Origin of the sequence: Rhodococcus sp. 11-3 (genome assembly GCF_023704055.1) — a bacterium.
GTDB classification, from domain to species: domain Bacteria; phylum Actinomycetota; class Actinomycetes; order Mycobacteriales; family Mycobacteriaceae; genus Rhodococcus; species Rhodococcus aetherivorans.
In genome coordinates this window covers 1,423,300-1,439,713 of the sequence record NZ_CP080406.1, presented here as the reverse complement: position 1 = coordinate 1,439,713, position 16,414 = coordinate 1,423,300, and the positions used below count along the sequence as shown (strand labels likewise).

The window sequence follows — 16,414 nt, the reverse complement described above, 5'->3', positions numbered from 1 at the left end:
CTCGTCGGCGGGTTCTCGCTCCGCGCTACCCCGTGCCGTCCGGGCGCAGACTCGTCCCTACGGGCCCGGACCGGCTCACTCCGCTTCGCTGACCAGCTTGTTGATGATGCCCACGGCGTCCTGCAACGTGGCGAGGTGGTCCTCGTCCAGCGTGGCCAGCCGTTCGGTCAGCCACGCCTCGCGGGCCTGCTGCTCGTCGACCAGCAGTGCCAGGCCCGCATCCGAGAGCGAGACGATGACCTGCCGGCCGTCCGTGGGATGCGGAGTCCGCTCGACGAGCCCGAGCTCGTCGAGCGATGCGATCACCCGCGTCATGGACGGCGGCTGAACCTTCTCGCGCGCGGCCAGCGCGCCGGGGGTCATCGCTCCCTCCTGCCTCAGCGTGGTCATTGCCGACAGCTGAGTCAGGGAAACCCGGGAATCGGAGCGCCGCCCCCGCAAATGGCGCGTCAGGCGCACAACTGCCAACGAGAGGTCGCCGGCGAGCGTGCGATGTTCCGATGTCATGGCGTGCACAATACGGGACCGACCGGACACATCGCGCCGTGTGTCAGGTGAGCAGTTCGGTGATCGGGTCCACCGCGAAGTAGGCGACGAACAAGCCCGCCACCACCCACAGCAGCGGGTGCACCGCCCGCGCCTTCCCGGCCGCCGCGTGCAGGACCACCCACGTGATGAAGCCGACGCCGATCCCGTTGGCGATCGAGTACGTGAACGGCATGACGACGATCGTGAGGAACGCCGGCAACGCGACGGCGAACTGCGTGAAGTCGATGTCGCGGACCTGCCCGATCATCAGGGCACCCACCACCACGAGGGCCGGGGCGGCGGCCTCGACGGGCACCATCTCGTAGAGCGGGGTGAGGAACATCGCGGCGAGGAACAGCACGCCGGTCACCACGTTCGCCAGGCCGGTGCGCGCACCCTCGGCGATGCCGGAGGCGGACTCGACGAACACCGTGTTCGACGACGCGGATCCCACGCCGCCGGCGATGGCCCCGGTGCCCTCGACGACGAGGGCACGGCCGATACCGGGCAGGTTGCCGTCCTTGTCGGCGAGACCGGCCTCCTTACCGAGGCCGGTCATCGTGCCCATCGCGTCGAAGAAGTTGGCGAGGACGAGGGTGAACACGAGCAGCGTCGCGGCGATCACGCCGATCCGGGTGAACGCGCCGAAGAGGTCGACGTTGCCCACCAGGCTCAGATCCGGCACGCCGGCCACCGTGTCCGGCACCTCCGGCGTGCTCAGATTCCAGCCCTTCGGGTTGGTGCCCTGCGACGGCCCGACCCCGGCGACCGCCTCGACGATCGCGGCGACCACCGTGGTCACGACGATGCCGATCAGCAGCCCGCCGGGCACCCGGCGCACGATGAGCACACCCATGAGCAGCACACCGAACACGAACACGGCGGTCGGCCACGACGCGATCGAGCCGTCGATGCCCAGCCCGACGGGGACGGTGGTGCCGGCCGCGTCCGGCAGGCGGCGCACGAATCCGGCGTCGACCATGCCGATCAGGGCGATGAACGCACCGATGCCGGCCGCGATGGCCGCCTTCAGCTCGGGCGGGATCGCGTTGAACACGGCGGTGCGGAAGCCGGTGAGGGCGAGGACCACGATGATGATGCCGTCGATCACCACGAGGCCCATCGCTTCGGGCCAGGTGACCTGGGGTGCGATGGTGACCGCCAGCAGGGTGTTGATACCCAGGCCGGCCGCGATGGCGAACGGATAGTTGGCGACGACGCCGAAGACGATGCTCATCAGTCCGGCCACCAGCGCGGTGACGGCGGCGACCTGGTTGATGGGCAGAATGTTGCCGAGCACGTCGACCTTGGCCGAGGCGTCGTCCGGGGAGAAGCTGCCCAGGATCAGCGGATTGAGCACCACGATGTAGGCCATCGCGACGAACGTGACGACGCCGCCGCGCACCTCCCGCGAGACCGTCGATCCCCGTTCGGTGATCTTGAAGTAGGTGTCGAGGAACGAGGTGCCGACCGCCGTGCCGGACTTCCGCTCTGAGGATTGGGCCATATCGACTTCCGCTCTGGGATGGGGGCTGCGTCGCAACGGGAGATTATTGCAATCGGGCTGGACTAGCCTGAAATCGTGAACGACGCGCAAACGGTTGCCGAGCGGATACGGCGCCTCGCCGATCCCCGTCCCGCGCTGGCGATCGGCACGGCACTGTGGACGGTGGCGACGATCGTCGTACTTGCCACGGGCGACCGGTGGCCGGCCGCCCTGCCCGTGTGCGTAGCGGGAATCATCGTGGGGCTCTTGGGATTCGCCGTCTACCTCGTGCAGCGCCGGGCCGCCCGGCTGGGTCGGCGCGGCGCGCAGGTCGGACTGGACTGACGAGCGGGTCCCACGCCGCCCGGCCCCACGGCCGCGGTCACAGCCGGGCCCGCACCCGCGTGATCAACCCCACCCACAGCAGCGCCCACAACGACCCCAGCAGCCACCCGGCGACGACGTCGGTCAGCCAGTGGGCCGCGAGATAGACCCGCGAGAGCCCGACCGCGAGCGTGTAGGCGCCCAGGGCGCAGTACGCCACGAGCGCCCGGCGGCTGCCGGGCGGCGACTGCCGGGCGATCACGACGGCGAGCACCGTCGCCAGCATCGCGGTCATCATGGCGTGCCCGGAGGGGAACGAGTGGGTGGTCAGCTCGACGAGGCGCGCGGGCTGCGGCGGGCGCTCCCGCCCGAACTGCAGCTTGAGCAGGCTCATCAACGGCCAGCCCGTCAGGATCGTCGCGGACAGGAGCAGCGCATCGTCGCGACGGCCCGCGCGCAGCATGAGCATCGTCAGCGCCGTCGTGACCACGGCGACGGCGACGGTACCGCCGGTGTGGGTGACGGCGGTGACGACGGCGGTCAGCGCGGGTTCGCGGAGCTCCACCACGCCGTCGAGGGTCGTCGTGTCGATGCTCATCGTGGCTCCGGCGGCGAGAGCGCCGCGACGGCGGCGGCCAGTCCCGGGCCGGTGCAGTGCGTCGTACCGCTCTCGTCGACCCACCACGAGACGTCGCGCTCGCCGGTGACCGCGCCGGAGCAGCGCACGGTCAGTCGCTCGTGCACGACGAGGGGTCCGCGCGGCAACGGCCGCTGCGCGACGGCCGCCGCGAGCACCGCGGCGGGCTCGTTCCGCCACCCGGTCGCGCGGCCCGGGCCGGTGACGTGTCCGGACACCTCGGCCGAGGCGAGGGCGACGTCGAGGAGGTCGGCGAGGACCGCTGCGGTCGGCAGGGCGCCGAGCACGAGCCGGTCGGCGGGCACCACGGCGGCGAGCCACGGCCGGTCCAGCACCAGCGCGTCCGCCGCGTCGACGATCGACCCGGCGAGGCTGCGGACGGCGTCGGGCAGGTGCAGGGCGTCGAGGTCGAGCATGCCGGCGGCACTCGCCGCGGCCAGGGCGGCGTGGGCGCGGGCGGTGACGGCCGGGGCGGGGGTGCGGTCGGGGTCGGCGAGGCGGTCGAGAAGCAGCGCGGCCGTCTCCGTGCTCTCGACGCCCGTCGCGGCCAGGCACGGCCGCAGACGGTCCGCGTCCGGGTGCGGGCAGGGGTCGAGCAGACCGGCGAATGCCTCGTCGTCGGGGGCGCGCAGGTGCCCGAGGGTCCGGCCGCCCAGCGACGCGTAGGTGCGCAGCCACCAGGCGGTGTAGCCGCGCCGGTCGCCGAGGGCCGCAGCCGTGCCGGGTTCGGCGACGAGGAGCGACAGGGCCCGATCCCAGCGGGCGTCGTCGACGAGGTCGAGGTCGCGCACCGCCACGAGCGACTCGGGATCCTCGTCGAGGGTTCCCCACCACTGCTCCTCGTCGGGCAGGTCGTGATCGGGACCGGTGGGCAGCTCGGCACGCAGCACCGTGAAACCCCATCCGACGCCGACGGCCCGCAGCGCCTCGGCGTCGTACTGCTCCGCCACCTGCGGATCGAGGATGGCGAAGGGCGCGTCCTCGACCAGCACATCCGCGAGGGGCGCCCCCGGCAGCAACAGCTCGTCGGCGGGCACGAGTTCGCCGTCGGCATCGGGCAGGAGCAGCGCCCCCAGCTCCCGGGGCACCGCTTCGGCCGGTACCTGCGCCGCCAGCCGGAGCACGACCTCGGCGAGCTCGGCCGTCGCCTCGTGGTCGTCGACGTCGACGTCCTCGACCGCCGCGAGCAGCGCCGGGTCCGCGAGCAGATCCACCGCCGTGACCGTGCCGGCGCCGAGCCGGGTGAGCAGGGGATGCGCGGCGTCGGGGTGCACGAGGCGCACCCACGGCATGCGCAGATGCCCGACGTCCGTGCCCAGCACGGCGGTCCGCGGCCCGGTGACGGTGCGGCCGTCCGACAGCGGCACCGGGATCGCGGCGAGTTCCTCGGCCACCACCGAGTCGACGACCAGCGGGGTGAGCGCCTCGTACAGCCGGTACCACCACGCAGGCTCGCGCTCGACCCCGGCGAGCAGCTCGGCGATCCGCGCCGGCCCGAGGCGGTGCACGTCGACGGCGCCGAGCGCCGCAGCGTACCGCGGCCCGCACAGATCGGGCCGGATCAGGCCGGGCACGACGTCGGCGAGGACGGCGGCGAGCTCGTCGGTGAGACCGGTCAGCGCGGTGGCCCGGTCCGGGACCAGATCGTCGCCACCGCCGGCCGGGGGCAGCCACGGATGCGCGCGCAACTCCTGCAGCACGGCCTCACGCAGCAGCGCGTCGACCTCGCTGCGCGCGAAGCCGGGAACCGGAACCATCGCCGGCCGCTGCCGCGGCGGCAGCGCCGCGACGAAGCCGGCGTAGCCGCGCGCGAGGCCGGCCACCGGGGCGCCGGGGAGCAGGCGGCGCCGGTCGGGCTGCATCGGCACGTCGGCGATCACCAGCGCGGGCAACGAGAGTTCCTCGTCGGAGCGGGTGGGAGCCCGCAGCACGTCCTGCGGCACCGGCACCGCCACCCCGTCCACGACGGGAACGAGCCAGCGGGCGTGGGGCCCGGCGTACTCCCACCAGGTCCGCTCGCCGACGGCGACGACGCGCAGTCCGGACTCGGCTTCGGTGCAGGTGCGGGTGAGCTCGCGGCCGCCCACCGTGACGGCGGCCAGTGCGGGCAGCTCGAGGAGCAGGTCGACGGCCTCCGCGGCGAACCCGTCGAGCAGCGTCTCCGCGTCGATCCCGGGACGCAGCCGCAGCACCACCTCGGTGTCCCAGCCGGGCGCCGGCGGCATGGACGCGGGCCACGCGAGACGCAGCACCGGGATGCCGGACTCCGGGGCGGGCACGCCGCGGTCGGCCAGCGCGTCCCGGGTGTGCGCGGCGGAGAAGCGGATCGAGCCGGACCGCGAACGGATCTCGATGTCCTCGCTCACCGCGGCCGCGGCGGTGAAGCCGACCCCGAACCGGCCGACCCCGCCGGTCTTGCTCGACGCCCGCAGCGCCGTCAGCGCCTGCACGCCGGCTTCGTCGAGCGGCGCGCCGGTGTTCGCGACGTGCAGGTCGTCGCCGTCGCGCCACAGGCACAGCGCGCCCGGCACGCCCGCGCGCGCGGCCGCGTCGGCGGCGTTCTGCGCGAGTTCGGTGAGCACCCGGTCCCGGTAGCCGGCCCGGACGAGATCGGCCTCGGTGGCGGCATCCTCCCGCAGCCGCGTCGGGGACGACGCCCAGGCCAGCAGGGTGCCCTCGCGCAGCGCCGCGGTCCCGAAGGGGTCGGCGGGGTCGGGGCGCGGCATCCTCAGTCGGTCTGTTCCGGCGGCGCGACCGCGGCCGGCTCGGCAGTCGTGTCCTCGGTGCTCTCGGTGCTCTCGGTGCTCTCGGTGCTCTCCGTGTCCCCGGCGCTCCCGGACCCGGTCTCCTCCGAGGCCTCCGGGACCGTGCCTTCCGCGTCCGCCGGGGCGTGCGCCTCCGCACCCGCCTCGGCCGGCGGCAGGGCGACGACCTCCACAGCGGAGTCGTCGTACGCCTCGTGGACCGGGGAGCCCGCGCCGGTCGGCAGGGTGGTGTCCGAGTGGGCGCCGCACCCGTACGCCGAGTGCACCACGTGGCCGTCGGCGGCGAACTCGTTGCCGCACACCCCGAACGCTGCCCGCAGGGAACCCGCGAGGGGAAGGTAGAACCCGCACAGCCGACACGTCGAGGGCGCGGCCTTGGCCATCTCCGAGTCGGGGCCGTAGTCGCCGTCGTACCAGCGCTGGGCTGCCTCGAGGCGGCCCTCGAGGCTCATGACCTGCGTGCGGCCGAGGCCGATCTCGAGGGCCGTCTCGTCGATCTCGGGGTCGCCGGTGGCGACGTAGCCGGGCACGAGGCGCGGATCCCCCGCCGGGGGCGCGAGCAGGTCGCCGGGACCGAGGTCGCCGGGCCGGATCCGCTCGTTCCACGGCACCCACCGCGGCGCGACGAGCGCGTCCGGTCCGGGCAGCAGCGCCAGCTCGCTCACCGTCACCCGGTCCGAGCCGGGTGCGGCGGCGACGACGACGGCCCACTGCCAGCCCCGGTACCCGGGCAGTTCCGCGGCGAACCGGTGGGTGGCAGCGCAGTCGTCCTCGGCCGCGACGCCGAGGTACGCGCCGACGCCGGTCTCGCCCGCGTCCAGCAGCGCGGCCCGCGCGACGTCGACGGCGTCGGCCAGCAGAGGCTGCACGAGCTGTTCGGTAGAGGCGGACGCGGAGCCGGACGCAACTGAGGAAGGCACACCACTCACGGACCCCATTCTGCCGCACGGAACCGCCACCGCGACCCTCGGCTGCCATCATGTGGGCATGCGCCGCCGTCCGCTCTCCGTCGCGGCCGCGGTCGCCGCCTGCGTCGCGGCAGCCGCGTGCGATTCCGCCCCGGCGGATCCGGGTCCGCCGCCCGAGCGCCTGCGGGCCGAGGTCGTGGCCGTGCATCCGCACGATCCCGCCGCGTTCACGCAGGGCCTCGAGGTGTCCGGCGACGAGTTGCTCGAGGGCACCGGCCTGTCCGGCCGGTCGTGGATCGCGGCGCGGTCGCTGGCCACCGGCGCCGAACGGGTCCGGGTGCCGGTGCCGGACGGCATGTTCGGCGAGGGCATCACCGTCGCCGGCACCACGGTGTGGCAGCTGACGTGGCGTGACGGGGTCGCGGTCGCCCGCGACCGGGACACCCTGGCCGAACGCGGCCGCGCCGGCTACGACGGGGAGGGCTGGGGGTTGTGCGCCCAGGACGACCGGCTGGTGATGAGCGACGGCACCGCGGAGCTGACGTTCCGGCACCCCGGGACCTTCGCGGAGACGGGCCGGGTGACGGTCCTGCGCGAGGGCCGCGCCGTCACCCGCCTCAACGAACTCGAATGCACCGACGACGGTGCCGTGTACGCCAACGTGTGGAAGACCGACGAGATCCTGCGCATCGACCCGGACGAGGGCCGGGTGACCGCCGTGGTGGACGCCGGGGCGCTGCGCGAGCAGCTCACCGACGGGCAGCGCGAGCGTATCGACGTGCTCAACGGAATCGCGCACCTGCCCGGTACCGATCGCTTCCTCGTCACCGGCAAGTACTGGCCGTCGGTGTTCGAGGTGCGGTTCGTGCCGTGATCGCGCCGCAGGTGGGGCACGCCACCGAACACCGATCCGCCCGGTGCGACAGAATTGTGCCGTGACCGATTCGGACGAGGAACGCGCACACGACGACGCGGGCCGTGGCGCCGACGTCGGCGGTCGTCCCCGCCGGTCGGCCCGGGCCCCGCACCCCGGCAACGGCAACTATCCGCCGCCGCGGCGCACGTCTGCGCGACGTACCCCCCTGCCGCCGCTGCACCCGGTCGAGGACGCCCGCAGGTACCGGGGCGACGACTTCTCCCGCGAGGAGCGCGCCGGCGCCCCGCGGGCCCCACGGATGCCGCGGAAACTGACGGTCACCCGCGTCGCGGCGCTGCGCAGCCGTGAGCTCACGAGCAAGGGCATCGCGACGTTCCGCCGGGCCGCCACCGCGGACGGTGCGGACCGCTCGGGCCTCACGGCCCTGACCTACGCGACGATGGCGAACTTCGCGAGCGACGCGGCGGTCGCCGTGGCCCTGGCCAACACCCTGTTCTTCTCGGCGGCCACGGGCGAGGACAAGACCAAGGTCGCCCTGTATCTGCTCATCACGATCGCCCCGTTCGCGGTGATCGCCCCGCTGATCGGTCCGTTGCTCGACCGGTTGCAGCACGGTCGCCGGCTGGCGCTGGCCACGTCGTTCGCCGCGCGCACCGTGCTCGCCGTGGTGCTGGTGTTCAACTTCGACAGCTGGGGGCTGTACCCCGCCGCGCTGGCGATGATGGTGCTGTCCAAATCGTTCGCGGTGCTCAAATCGGCGGTGACGCCGCGGGTGCTGCCGCCCGAGATCGATCTGGTCCGGGTGAACTCCCGGCTCACGGTGTTCGGCCTGGTGGGCGGCACGATGGGCGCCGGGGCCGTCGCCGCCGCCGCGGCCTGGCTGTTCGGATCGTCCGGCGCACTGTGGCTGTGCGCCGTCATCACGGCGTTCGGCGCGTACCTGAGCATGCGGATCCCGTCGTGGGTCGAGGTCACCGAGGGCGAGGTGCCGGCCACGCTGTCGTATCACGGCGCCGAGGCCCGCACCGAGGTCACCGGGACCCGCACCGAAGTGATTGCGACGCCCGCGCGCGCCGGCGGCGCGAAGAGCCGTCGGCAGCCGCTGGGGCGGGCCGTGCTCACCGGTTTGTGGGGCAACGGCACGATCCGGGTGCTGACCGGCTTCCTGACCTTGTTCATCGCGTTCGTCGCCAAGTCGAAGACCGAGCACGAGCCCCTGGTCCAGGCGGGGATGCTGGGTCTGGTCGGCGCGGCCGCCGCCATCGGCAACTTCACCGGCAACGCGACCGGCGCGCGGCTCACGCTGGGCCGTCCCGCGCTGATCGTGGTGCGGTGCACCGCGGCCGTGACGGTGATGGCGGCGCTGGCCGCCGCGACCGGCAACCTGATCACGGCGGCCCTCGTGGCGCTGGTGGGATCCTGCGCGAGCGCGCTGGCGAAGGTGTCGCTGGACGCGTCGCTGCAGCAGGACCTGCCGGAGGAGTCCATCGCGTCCGGGTTCGGTCGCTCGGAGACGGTGCTGCAGCTGAGCTGGGTGTTCGGCGGGGCCCTGGGGGTCCTGCTGCCGACCGAGTACTGGCTCGGGTTCACCGTGGTCACCGTCGTGCTGGCCCTCGGTCTGACGCAGACGATCCTCACCTACCGTGGAGGCACCGTCGTTCCGGGCTTCGGTGGCAAACGCCCGGAACACGCCACCCAGGAGACCACCGGTCGCATCCCGCGGCCAGGCGGACGTACGACGAGAAACGGAACGTGATGAGACTGCAGCCCCGGACGAAGAAGACGATCGCGATCCTGGTGATCGTGGCGCTGGTCGCGATCGGCGGGCTCACCGCGGTCGTGGTCTCCCTCGTCCGTTCCGCACCGCCGAGCGTGCCCACGGTGACGGCGTACGCGCAGGGCCGTACGGTCACGGTCGAGCCCGGCCTGTGCAGCGCCGACGGCACGTGCGCCGGCCTCGAGGCCGTGATGCTCGAGGTGCCGGCGGGCCGGCCGCTGCAGCTGTCGTTGCCGTCGGAGATCACCGACTCGGACTGGCGGCTGAACGTCACCTACGGTGATCCCCGCACCGGCGAGATCTTCGAGGGGTTCCGCGACTACACGCCCGGTCAGGCCCGGGCCGTGACGGTGCCGTCCGACCCCGGCGCGCAGTTGCTGAATGTGGTGCTGCAGCTTCCCGCCACCGGGGAGCAGGCGCCGGTGTGGGCGATCCAGACGTTCTGACCCCCGTCCGGCATGCGAGAGGGGCCCTCCGGGTGCTGTCCCGGAAGGCCCCTCTCGCGTCGGGTCGGCCCGACGCCGGGCGTCAGGAGTCGAGCTCGCGGGCGACGGCCCGCATCACCTCGGAGATCCGCTGGGCGGTCTTGCGCTCGGGATGGCGGCCCTTGCGCAGCTCCGGCTGCACGGTGGCCTCGAGCAGCTTGATCATGTCCTCGACCATGCCGTGCAGCTCGTCGGGCGTGTGCCGCTTCTGGGGGGCCGCCTCACGCCGCCCGCCCTGGCGCACCGACGGCAGCGGATCGAGCAGTTTCAGGCTGAGCGCCTGCGGTCCGCGACGGCCCGCGGCCATGCCGAACTCCACCCGCTGACCCGGCTTGAGGCCCTCGACCCCGGCCGGGAGCGCGGAGGCACGCACATAGACGTCCTCGCCCTCCTCCTGGGACAGGAAGCCGAAGCCCTTCTCCATGTCGTACCACTTCACCTTGCCGGTAGGCACTGCGTTCACCCGCTCCTCGACAGCCGTGCCCCGGTGGGCACGAGTGGATATGCAAAACAACGCGCCCCGCTTCGAGTGCGGGACGCGCAGACATGCGTCAGTGTACCCGCGGCGGAGTCCACCTTCGAAAGTCCGGCGGCGGCGCGGGCGGGTGGGGAAGCACTACGGTGGAACCCGTGGGCACCTCCAGTTCTTCCGCACCGGGCAACGGCCTGCTCAAGGCCGCGCTGGCATGTTTCCTGGTCGGGATCGTCGCCGTGGTGGCGATCTTCCTGACCCCCGCCGTCACCGACGGCCGGCCGGGCCTGGTGCTGTATCTGCTGACTCTCGCCTGGCCGCTCGGCTTCGTGCTGGCATTGACCTTCGCGCTGCGCTCCGGCCGGCGCTCCCGCGGAAGGGATCACACGTGAGGATTCTGCTCAACATCATCTGGCTGGTCTTCGGCGGCCTGTGGCTGGCGCTGGGGTACTTCCTGGCAGGCCTGATCTGCTTCGTGCTGATCATCACCATCCCGTTCGGCATCGCCTCGTTCCGCATCGGCATGTACGCGCTGTGGCCGTTCGGCAAGACGGTGGTGGACAAGCCCACGGCGGGGGCCGGGTCGCTGATCGGCAACGTGATCTGGGTCGTCGTCGCCGGCATCTGGCTGGCCCTCGGTCACGTCGTGACGGCGATCGCGATGGCGATCACGATCATCGGCATCCCCCTGGCGCTCGCGAACCTGAAGATGGTGCCGATCTCGCTGCTGCCGCTCGGGAAGGACATCGTCCCGGTGGACAACCGCCCGAGTTACATGTGACGTTCCTCACATAACACGGGCATAACGGCGAGGTCGCGAACCGGCACCGGCGATGGACTTTGGTCCCTACCTGCGACTTCATCCCGCCACACGCGCCACTCACGCGCCGCCCTCGCTGCGCTCGGCGTTATCAATTGGTGACAATCCCCGCCTCGAGCCGTTACCGTCGTCTCCGGCCGGTTGGTTCGGCCACCCCGGGTCCGTCGCGCCAAATCCTGCTCCGCGGATTCCGGGTGTCCCGACGAACGATCCACGGGAGCAGGAAGCGGGGGACCCAACGGTCTCCCAGGGAACACCGATTCCCAGGAGGCACCCGGATCGCCGCCCACGGCGACGGTCCTTGGGGTGAAGCCGAATCGCCCACCGGCGAGGAGGCCGGGCTACCTCTTCAGCCCGAACCCGACAGCTGACCTCGTAGGCGCGTACGGAGAGGAACCGGAACCGACATGAGCGGACGCCATCGCAAACCCACCAACACCGGCCGCACCGTCGCCAAGTTCGCGCTGACCAGCGCGGTTCTCGGCGTCACGGGCGTCGCCTTCAGCGGCACCGCCAACGCCGCTCCCGACTCCGACTGGGACCGCCTCGCGCAGTGCGAGTCCGGCGGCAACTGGGGCATCAACACCGGCAACGGCTACCAGGGTGGCCTGCAGTTCTCCCCCAGCACGTGGAACGCCTACGGCGGCGGCGAGTACGCGGCGACCGCCAACCAGGCCACCCGCGAGCAGCAGATCACCGTCGCCGAGCGCGTGCTCGCCGGCCAGGGCTGGGGCGCGTGGCCGTCCTGCTCCTCGAGCCTCGGCCTGAGCAGCGCTCCGACGCAGCGCAGCGCCCCGTCCACGAGCGCCGGCACCGTCCAGAACACCCCGGTCGTCGAGGCCGCCCCCGAGGTGCCCGAGCTTCCCGCTCTGCCCGCGGAGGCCCAGGGCCTGCGGGCCGGCTTCGAACAGGGCCTCGACGCCCTGCGCCAGGCCGGCATCGCCGTCGACCAGAACCTCGTCGACGCGGTCAACGCCGCCCTGCCGAACTGATACCCGGCACAGACGCACGAAAGAGCCCCGCACCGTTCCGGTGCGGGGCTCTTTCGTGCTTCGATCAGCGGTTGATGACGGTGCGGGGGTGGGTGTACGGCAGGGAGTCGACCGGCAACGGGAACTCCATCTCCTCGCCGTACGGGGACAACGGGCCGGAACGAGTCGAGGACAACTCGGTGACGGCGTGGTCCCCGTCCGCCACCTTGGGCCACCCCGGATCGACATACTGCTTCTTCGAATTGTCAGCCATGCGCTCATTTTGGCAGGCAGGTTCACGGACAGCTACTTCAGGTCTCTAATCTGGTCTCGATGACCGCCACCGACCCCGCCGCGCCGGAGACCGGGCCGGAGTCGCTCGCGCGCTGGCTGAGCGACCGCCGCGACGCCGACCTCGCCGAGCTGCTGCGCGCGCGCCCCGACCTGGTGGTCCCGCCACCCGCGACGATGGCCGTCCTGGCCGGCCGCGCGCAGCAACGTGCCTCGGTGTTCCGCGCCGCCGACGAACTCACCGTCCTCGACTTCGGTGTGGTCGACGCGCTGACCCGGCTGGGCGCCGACCGGGAGCCGGTGACCCGCCGGGCGCTGCTCGACTCCGTGTCCGGCCGCGTCACCGCCAAGAACGTCGACCGGTCCCTCGACCGCCTGCGCCGCCTGTCGCTCGTGTGGGGTCCCGCCGACGGGCTGCGGCTGGTCAAGGCCGCGGCCGAGGCGGTGCCGTGGCGAATCGGCCGCAGTCCCGACCCCGAGCAGCTGCCGGCCCCGGCCGAGGTCGGCGCCCTGCTCGCCGACCTCGATCCGGCGCAGCGCAGCCTGCTCGACACCCTCGCGCGCACCTCGCCCGTCGGGCGTACCCGCGACGCCGCGGCGGGCACACCCGCCGACCGGCCCGTGCAGCGCCTGCTCACCGCCGGGCTGCTGATCCGGCTCGACGACGAGACCGTCGAGCTGCCGCACCGGGTCGGTCAGGCGCTGCGCGGCGAGGCCCCCTTCGACCCCGCCGCCCTCACCCCGCCCCGGCCGCTGCCCGCGACGCACGTCGTCGCCGAGGTCAACGCCACCGCTGCGGGCGCCGCCCTCGAACTGCTGCGGCACTGCGAGAACCTGATCGACGCGCTCGCCGCGCTGCCCGCCCCCGCGCTCAAGTCCGGGGGACTCGGAGTGCGCGAACTGCGCCGCCTCGCCAAGACCGTCGACGTCGACGAGCAACTCGCCGCGCTGCTCGTCGAGGTGCTCGCCGCGGCCGGCCTGATCTCGCGGGGTGTGCCCCAGCCGCCGCCCCCGACGGACATCGACGACTACTGGGCGCCGACCACCGCCGCCGACGGCTGGTCGAACGCGCCGCCCGCGCAGCGCTGGGCCGTGCTCGCGGGCGCGTGGCTCGACGCGCCGCGACGTCCGTGGCTCGTCGGGCGCCGCGACGCGACGGACAAGCCGATCGCCGCACTGTCCGACGAGTGCCAGTCCACCGCCGCACCGCGCGAGCGGCGCCTGCTGCTCGAGCTGCTCGCCGAGGTGCCCGGGTCGGCGCCCGGCGCGGATGCGGCGCGAGCCGTGCTGGCCTGGCGGCGGCCGCGGTGGGCGGCCCGGCTCGGCGCCGACACGGTGGCCGAGACGCTGCGGGAGGCGACGGCGCTGGCCGTCGTCGCGCACGGGGCTCTCGCCTCGCCCGGCAAGGCGCTGCTGCACGGCGGCGACCCCGAGGCGGAGATGGCCGCGGTCCTGCCGGAACCGGTCGACTACGTGCTGGTCCAGGCCGACCTGACGGTGGTGGCGCCCGGCCCCCTGGTGCCCGAACTCGCGGACCGCATCGCCCTCGTCGCCGACGTCGAGTCGGCGGGCGCGGCCACGGTGTACCGGGTGAGCGAGCCCGGCGTGCGCCGCGCTCTGGACGCGGGCACCGGCGCCGCCGAGCTGCACGCCCTGTTCGCCACGCATTCGCGCACTCCCGTCCCCCAGGCGTTGACCTACCTGATCGACGACGTCGCCCGCCGCCACGGCCGGCTCCGCGCCGGGATCGCCGCCTCGTTCGTCCGCTCCGACGACCCGGCGCTGCTGGCCGAGGTGCTCGGTCACCCCGTCGCCGGCCACCTCGCCCTGCGGGCCGTCGCGCCGACGGTCGCGGTGTCGCAGGCGCCGCTGGCGGAGGTGCTCGCCGAGCTGCGCGGTGCGGGCTTCGCGCCCGCGGGCGAGGACGCCACCGGCGCGGTGCTGGACCTGCGGCCACGAGGCGCCCGGGTGTCGGTGCCGCGGGCACGGCCCCGCTACATCGGACCGACGCCGCCCACCGGGGAGCAACTCGACACCCTGATCCGCACGCTGCGCGCCGGGGACCGGGCCGCGGCCGCCCCGCGCGGCACCACCGTCCGCGGCGACGGCACCCGCACGGGCGGTGCCGCGACGATGGCGCTGCTGCAACTCGCCGCGCACGGCAAGCGCAGCGTCCGGATCGGCTACGTCGACGCGCAGGGCGTCGCCACTCACCGCATCGTCGATCCCGTCGCCGTCGGCGGGGGGCAGCTCGAGGCGTTCGACCCCGCCGCGGGCACGGTCCGCAGCTTCGTGCTGCACCGCATCACCACGGTCGCGCTCGTGGAGTGACGGCGGCCGGTGGCGGGCCTGCCGCCGCACCTGGAGAATGGGGAGGTTCTGCCTGTTCCCGTGCTAGGAGGCGTCCGTGGCCGACGGACCGTTGATCGTCCAGTCCGACAAGACCCTGCTCCTCGAGGTCGACCACGCCCTCGCGAACGAGGCCCGGCAGGCCATCGCGCCGTTCGCCGAGCTCGAACGCGCCCCCGAGCACGTGCACACCTACCGGGTCACCCCGCTGGCGTTGTGGAACGCCCGCGCCGCGGGACACGACGCCGAGCAGGTCGTCGACGCCCTGGTCACCCACTCCCGGTTCGCGGTCCCGCAGCCGCTGCTCGTCGACATCGTCGACACCATGGCCCGCTACGGCCGGCTGCAGCTGGTGAAGAACCCCGCGCACGGCCTGACCCTGGTCAGCCTCGACCGGGCGGTGCTCGAGGAGGTGATGCGCAACAAGAAGATCGCGCCGATGCTCGGCGCCCGGCTCGACGACGACACCGTGATCGTGCATCCGAGCGAGCGCGGCCGGCTCAAGCAGATGTTGCTCAAGGTCGGCTGGCCGGCCGAGGACCTCGCCGGCTACGTCGACGGTGAGGCACACGCGATCAACCTCGACTTCGAGACCAACCCCTGGCACCTGCGGGACTACCAGGAGATGGCCGCGGACTCGTTCTGGGCCGGCGGCTCCGGCGTGGTGGTGCTGCCGTGCGGGGCGGGGAAGACGATGGTGGGTGCGGCCGCGATGGCCAAGGCGGGCGCCACCACCCTGATCCTGGTGACCAACACCGTCGCGGGCCGGCAGTGGAAGCGCGAGCTGATCGCCCGCACGTCGCTCACCGAGGACGAGATCGGCGAGTACTCCGGGGAGAAGAAGGAGATCCGCCCGGTCACCATCGCCACCTACCAGGTCATCACCCGCAAGTCGAAGGGCGAGTACCGCAACCTCGAGCTGTTCGACTCCCGCGACTGGGGGCTGATGATCTACGACGAGGTGCATCTGCTGCCCGCCCCGGTGTTCCGGATGACAGCCGACCTGCAGTCCCGGCGCCGGCTCGGCCTCACCGCGACCCTCGTGCGCGAGGACGGCCGCGAGGGCGACGTATTCTCGCTCATCGGCCCCAAGCGCTACGACGCACCGTGGAAGGACATCGAGGCGCAGGGCTGGATCGCGCCCGCGGAGTGCGTCGAGGTGCGGGTGACCCTGACCGACGCGGAACGGATGACGTACGCGGTGGCCGAGCCCGAGGAGCGGTACAAGCTGTGCTCGACCGCGCACACGAAGATCGCGGTGGTGAAGTCGATCCTGGACCGGCACCGCGACTCCCCCACCCTGATCATCGGGGCGTACCTCGATCAGCTCGACGAGCTCGGCGAGGCGCTGGACGCCCCGGTGATCAAGGGCTCGACCCGGAACAAGGAGCGCGAGGAGCTGTTCGACCGCTTCCGCGCCGGTGAGCTGAAGGTGCTCGTCGTGTCGAAGGTCGCGAACTTCTCGATCGACCTGCCCGAGGCGTCGGTGGCGGTGCAGGTGTCGGGCACGTTCGGCTCGCGCCAGGAGGAGGCGCAGCGCCTCGGCCGGTTGCTGCGCCCCAAGCACGACGGCGGGCAGGCGCACTTCTACTCGGTCGTCGCGCGCGACACCCTCGACGCCGAGTACGCCGCGCACCGGCAGCGGTTCCTCGCCGAGCAGGGTTACGCGTACCGGATCACCGACGCGGACGATCTGCTCGGCCCCACCATCGGCTGACCGCCGG

The 16,414-nt window shown here is 73.1% G+C and carries 16 protein-coding genes and 1 riboswitch; of the genes, 9 read left to right on the top strand and 7 right to left on the bottom strand.

Features of this window, described 5'->3' with window-relative positions; genetic code table 11:
- Positions 1-75 precede the first annotated feature (75 nt).
- Both KZJ41_RS06730 and KZJ41_RS06725 read right to left on the bottom strand, forming a co-directional pair.
- The gene (locus KZJ41_RS06730) at positions 76-507 is read right to left on the bottom strand and encodes a MarR family winged helix-turn-helix transcriptional regulator (protein WP_029541818.1); all 432 of its coding nucleotides are present in this window, start codon (positions 505-507) and stop codon (positions 76-78) included.
- Between the two features lie 43 nt (positions 508-550).
- Positions 551-2,035, bottom strand: a complete 1,485-nt coding sequence (locus KZJ41_RS06725; RefSeq protein ID WP_006936143.1) for an NCS2 family permease — start codon at positions 2,033-2,035, stop codon at positions 551-553.
- 75 nt (positions 2,036-2,110) lie between these two features.
- On the opposite strand from KZJ41_RS06725, the gene KZJ41_RS06720 reads away from it, so the two are divergent.
- Entirely contained in the window at positions 2,111-2,359 is a 249-nt protein-coding gene (locus KZJ41_RS06720; RefSeq protein ID WP_065922939.1) for a DUF2530 domain-containing protein, read from the top strand.
- Positions 2,360-2,396: 37 nt separating this feature from the next.
- Here KZJ41_RS06720 and KZJ41_RS06715 read toward each other — a convergent pair whose 3' ends face one another.
- The 3 genes from KZJ41_RS06715 to KZJ41_RS06705 are packed head-to-tail and all read right to left on the bottom strand — an operon-like array spanning position 2,397 to position 6,678.
- Positions 2,397-2,936, bottom strand: coding sequence for a phosphatase PAP2 family protein (locus KZJ41_RS06715; RefSeq protein ID WP_006936149.1), 540 nt, complete (start codon positions 2,934-2,936; stop codon positions 2,397-2,399).
- Positions 2,933-5,701 (bottom strand): sacsin N-terminal ATP-binding-like domain-containing protein, encoded by a 2,769-nt coding sequence (locus tag KZJ41_RS06710; protein ID WP_065922940.1) that lies wholly within the window; start codon positions 5,699-5,701, stop codon positions 2,933-2,935. Before KZJ41_RS06710 ends, KZJ41_RS06715 begins: the two co-directional genes overlap by 4 nt.
- A gap of 2 nt (positions 5,702-5,703) precedes the next feature.
- Positions 5,704-6,678 (bottom strand): DUF3027 domain-containing protein, encoded by a 975-nt coding sequence (locus KZJ41_RS06705; protein WP_251550389.1) that lies wholly within the window; start codon positions 6,676-6,678, stop codon positions 5,704-5,706.
- Between the two features lie 49 nt (positions 6,679-6,727).
- On the opposite strand from KZJ41_RS06705, the gene KZJ41_RS06700 reads away from it, so the two are divergent.
- The 3 genes from KZJ41_RS06700 (at position 6,728) to KZJ41_RS06690 (ending at position 9,748) form a co-directional block, all read left to right on the top strand.
- Positions 6,728-7,522, top strand: coding sequence for a glutaminyl-peptide cyclotransferase (locus KZJ41_RS06700; RefSeq protein WP_065923527.1), 795 nt, complete (start codon positions 6,728-6,730; stop codon positions 7,520-7,522).
- Between the two features lie 61 nt (positions 7,523-7,583).
- Positions 7,584-9,281 (top strand): MFS transporter, encoded by a 1,698-nt coding sequence (locus tag KZJ41_RS06695; RefSeq protein WP_029541807.1) that lies wholly within the window; start codon positions 7,584-7,586, stop codon positions 9,279-9,281.
- Positions 9,281-9,748, top strand: a complete 468-nt coding sequence (locus tag KZJ41_RS06690) for a DUF2771 family protein (RefSeq protein ID WP_006936161.1) — start codon at positions 9,281-9,283, stop codon at positions 9,746-9,748. The genes KZJ41_RS06695 and KZJ41_RS06690 overlap by 1 nt, the downstream gene beginning before the upstream one ends.
- Positions 9,749-9,830: 82 nt before the next feature.
- On the opposite strand, the gene KZJ41_RS06685 is transcribed toward KZJ41_RS06690, so the two are convergent.
- A complete protein-coding gene (locus KZJ41_RS06685; RefSeq protein ID WP_029541805.1) occupies positions 9,831-10,241 on the bottom strand; it encodes a cold-shock protein in 411 nt (136 codons plus the stop codon).
- Between the two features lie 167 nt (positions 10,242-10,408).
- On the opposite strand from KZJ41_RS06685, the gene KZJ41_RS06680 reads away from it, so the two are divergent.
- The 3 genes from KZJ41_RS06680 to KZJ41_RS06670 all read left to right on the top strand — a co-directional run bounded on the left by KZJ41_RS06680 (position 10,409) and on the right by KZJ41_RS06670 (position 12,071).
- Positions 10,409-10,651, top strand: coding sequence for a hypothetical protein (locus KZJ41_RS06680; protein ID WP_065922942.1), 243 nt, complete (start codon positions 10,409-10,411; stop codon positions 10,649-10,651).
- Positions 10,648-11,040 carry a YccF domain-containing protein gene (locus KZJ41_RS06675; RefSeq protein ID WP_006936165.1) on the top strand — a complete coding sequence of 131 codons (393 nt, stop codon included), beginning with the start codon at positions 10,648-10,650 and terminating at the stop codon, positions 11,038-11,040. Before KZJ41_RS06680 ends, KZJ41_RS06675 begins: the two co-directional genes overlap by 4 nt.
- A 211-nt stretch (positions 11,041-11,251) precedes the next feature.
- Positions 11,252-11,477, top strand: a riboswitch (cyclic di-AMP (ydaO/yuaA leader).
- A gap of 9 nt (positions 11,478-11,486) precedes the next feature.
- Positions 11,487-12,071 carry a resuscitation-promoting factor Rpf1 domain-containing protein gene (locus KZJ41_RS06670; RefSeq protein WP_006936171.1) on the top strand — a complete coding sequence of 195 codons (585 nt, stop codon included), beginning with the start codon at positions 11,487-11,489 and terminating at the stop codon, positions 12,069-12,071.
- Between the two features lie 64 nt (positions 12,072-12,135).
- Here KZJ41_RS06670 and KZJ41_RS06665 read toward each other — a convergent pair whose 3' ends face one another.
- Complete coding sequence (locus tag KZJ41_RS06665; protein ID WP_006936172.1) at positions 12,136-12,324, bottom strand: hypothetical protein; 189 nt, start codon at positions 12,322-12,324, stop codon at positions 12,136-12,138.
- A gap of 59 nt (positions 12,325-12,383) precedes the next feature.
- Between KZJ41_RS06665 and KZJ41_RS06660 the strand changes: the two genes are divergently transcribed.
- Both KZJ41_RS06660 and KZJ41_RS06655 read left to right on the top strand, forming a co-directional pair.
- Complete coding sequence (locus tag KZJ41_RS06660) at positions 12,384-14,672, top strand: helicase-associated domain-containing protein (RefSeq protein ID WP_251550387.1); 2,289 nt, start codon at positions 12,384-12,386, stop codon at positions 14,670-14,672.
- A 76-nt stretch (positions 14,673-14,748) separates the two neighbouring features.
- Positions 14,749-16,407: a DNA repair helicase XPB gene (locus KZJ41_RS06655; RefSeq protein WP_006936177.1), complete on the top strand. Its 1,659-nt coding sequence runs from the start codon at positions 14,749-14,751 to the stop codon at positions 16,405-16,407.
- Positions 16,408-16,414: the final 7 nt, after the last annotated feature.

Coding starts and splice junctions, on each gene's coding strand:
- KZJ41_RS06730 (WP_029541818.1), bottom strand. CDS start 507: ATGACATCGGAACATCGCACGCTCGCCGGCGACCTCTCGTTGGCAGTT.
- KZJ41_RS06725 (WP_006936143.1), bottom strand. CDS start 2,035: ATGGCCCAATCCTCAGAGCGGAAGTCCGGCACGGCGGTCGGCACCTCG.
- KZJ41_RS06715 (WP_006936149.1), bottom strand. CDS start 2,936: ATGAGCATCGACACGACGACCCTCGACGGCGTGGTGGAGCTCCGCGAA.
- KZJ41_RS06710 (WP_065922940.1), bottom strand. CDS start 5,701: ATGCCGCGCCCCGACCCCGCCGACCCCTTCGGGACCGCGGCGCTGCGC.
- KZJ41_RS06705 (WP_251550389.1), bottom strand. CDS start 6,678: ATGGGGTCCGTGAGTGGTGTGCCTTCCTCAGTTGCGTCCGGCTCCGCG.
- KZJ41_RS06700 (WP_065923527.1), top strand. CDS start 6,728: ATGCGCCGCCGTCCGCTCTCCGTCGCGGCCGCGGTCGCCGCCTGCGTC.
- KZJ41_RS06690 (WP_006936161.1), top strand. CDS start 9,281: ATGAGACTGCAGCCCCGGACGAAGAAGACGATCGCGATCCTGGTGATC.
- KZJ41_RS06670 (WP_006936171.1), top strand. CDS start 11,487: ATGAGCGGACGCCATCGCAAACCCACCAACACCGGCCGCACCGTCGCC.
- KZJ41_RS06665 (WP_006936172.1), bottom strand. CDS start 12,324: ATGGCTGACAATTCGAAGAAGCAGTATGTCGATCCGGGGTGGCCCAAG.
- KZJ41_RS06660 (WP_251550387.1), top strand. CDS start 12,384: ATGACCGCCACCGACCCCGCCGCGCCGGAGACCGGGCCGGAGTCGCTC.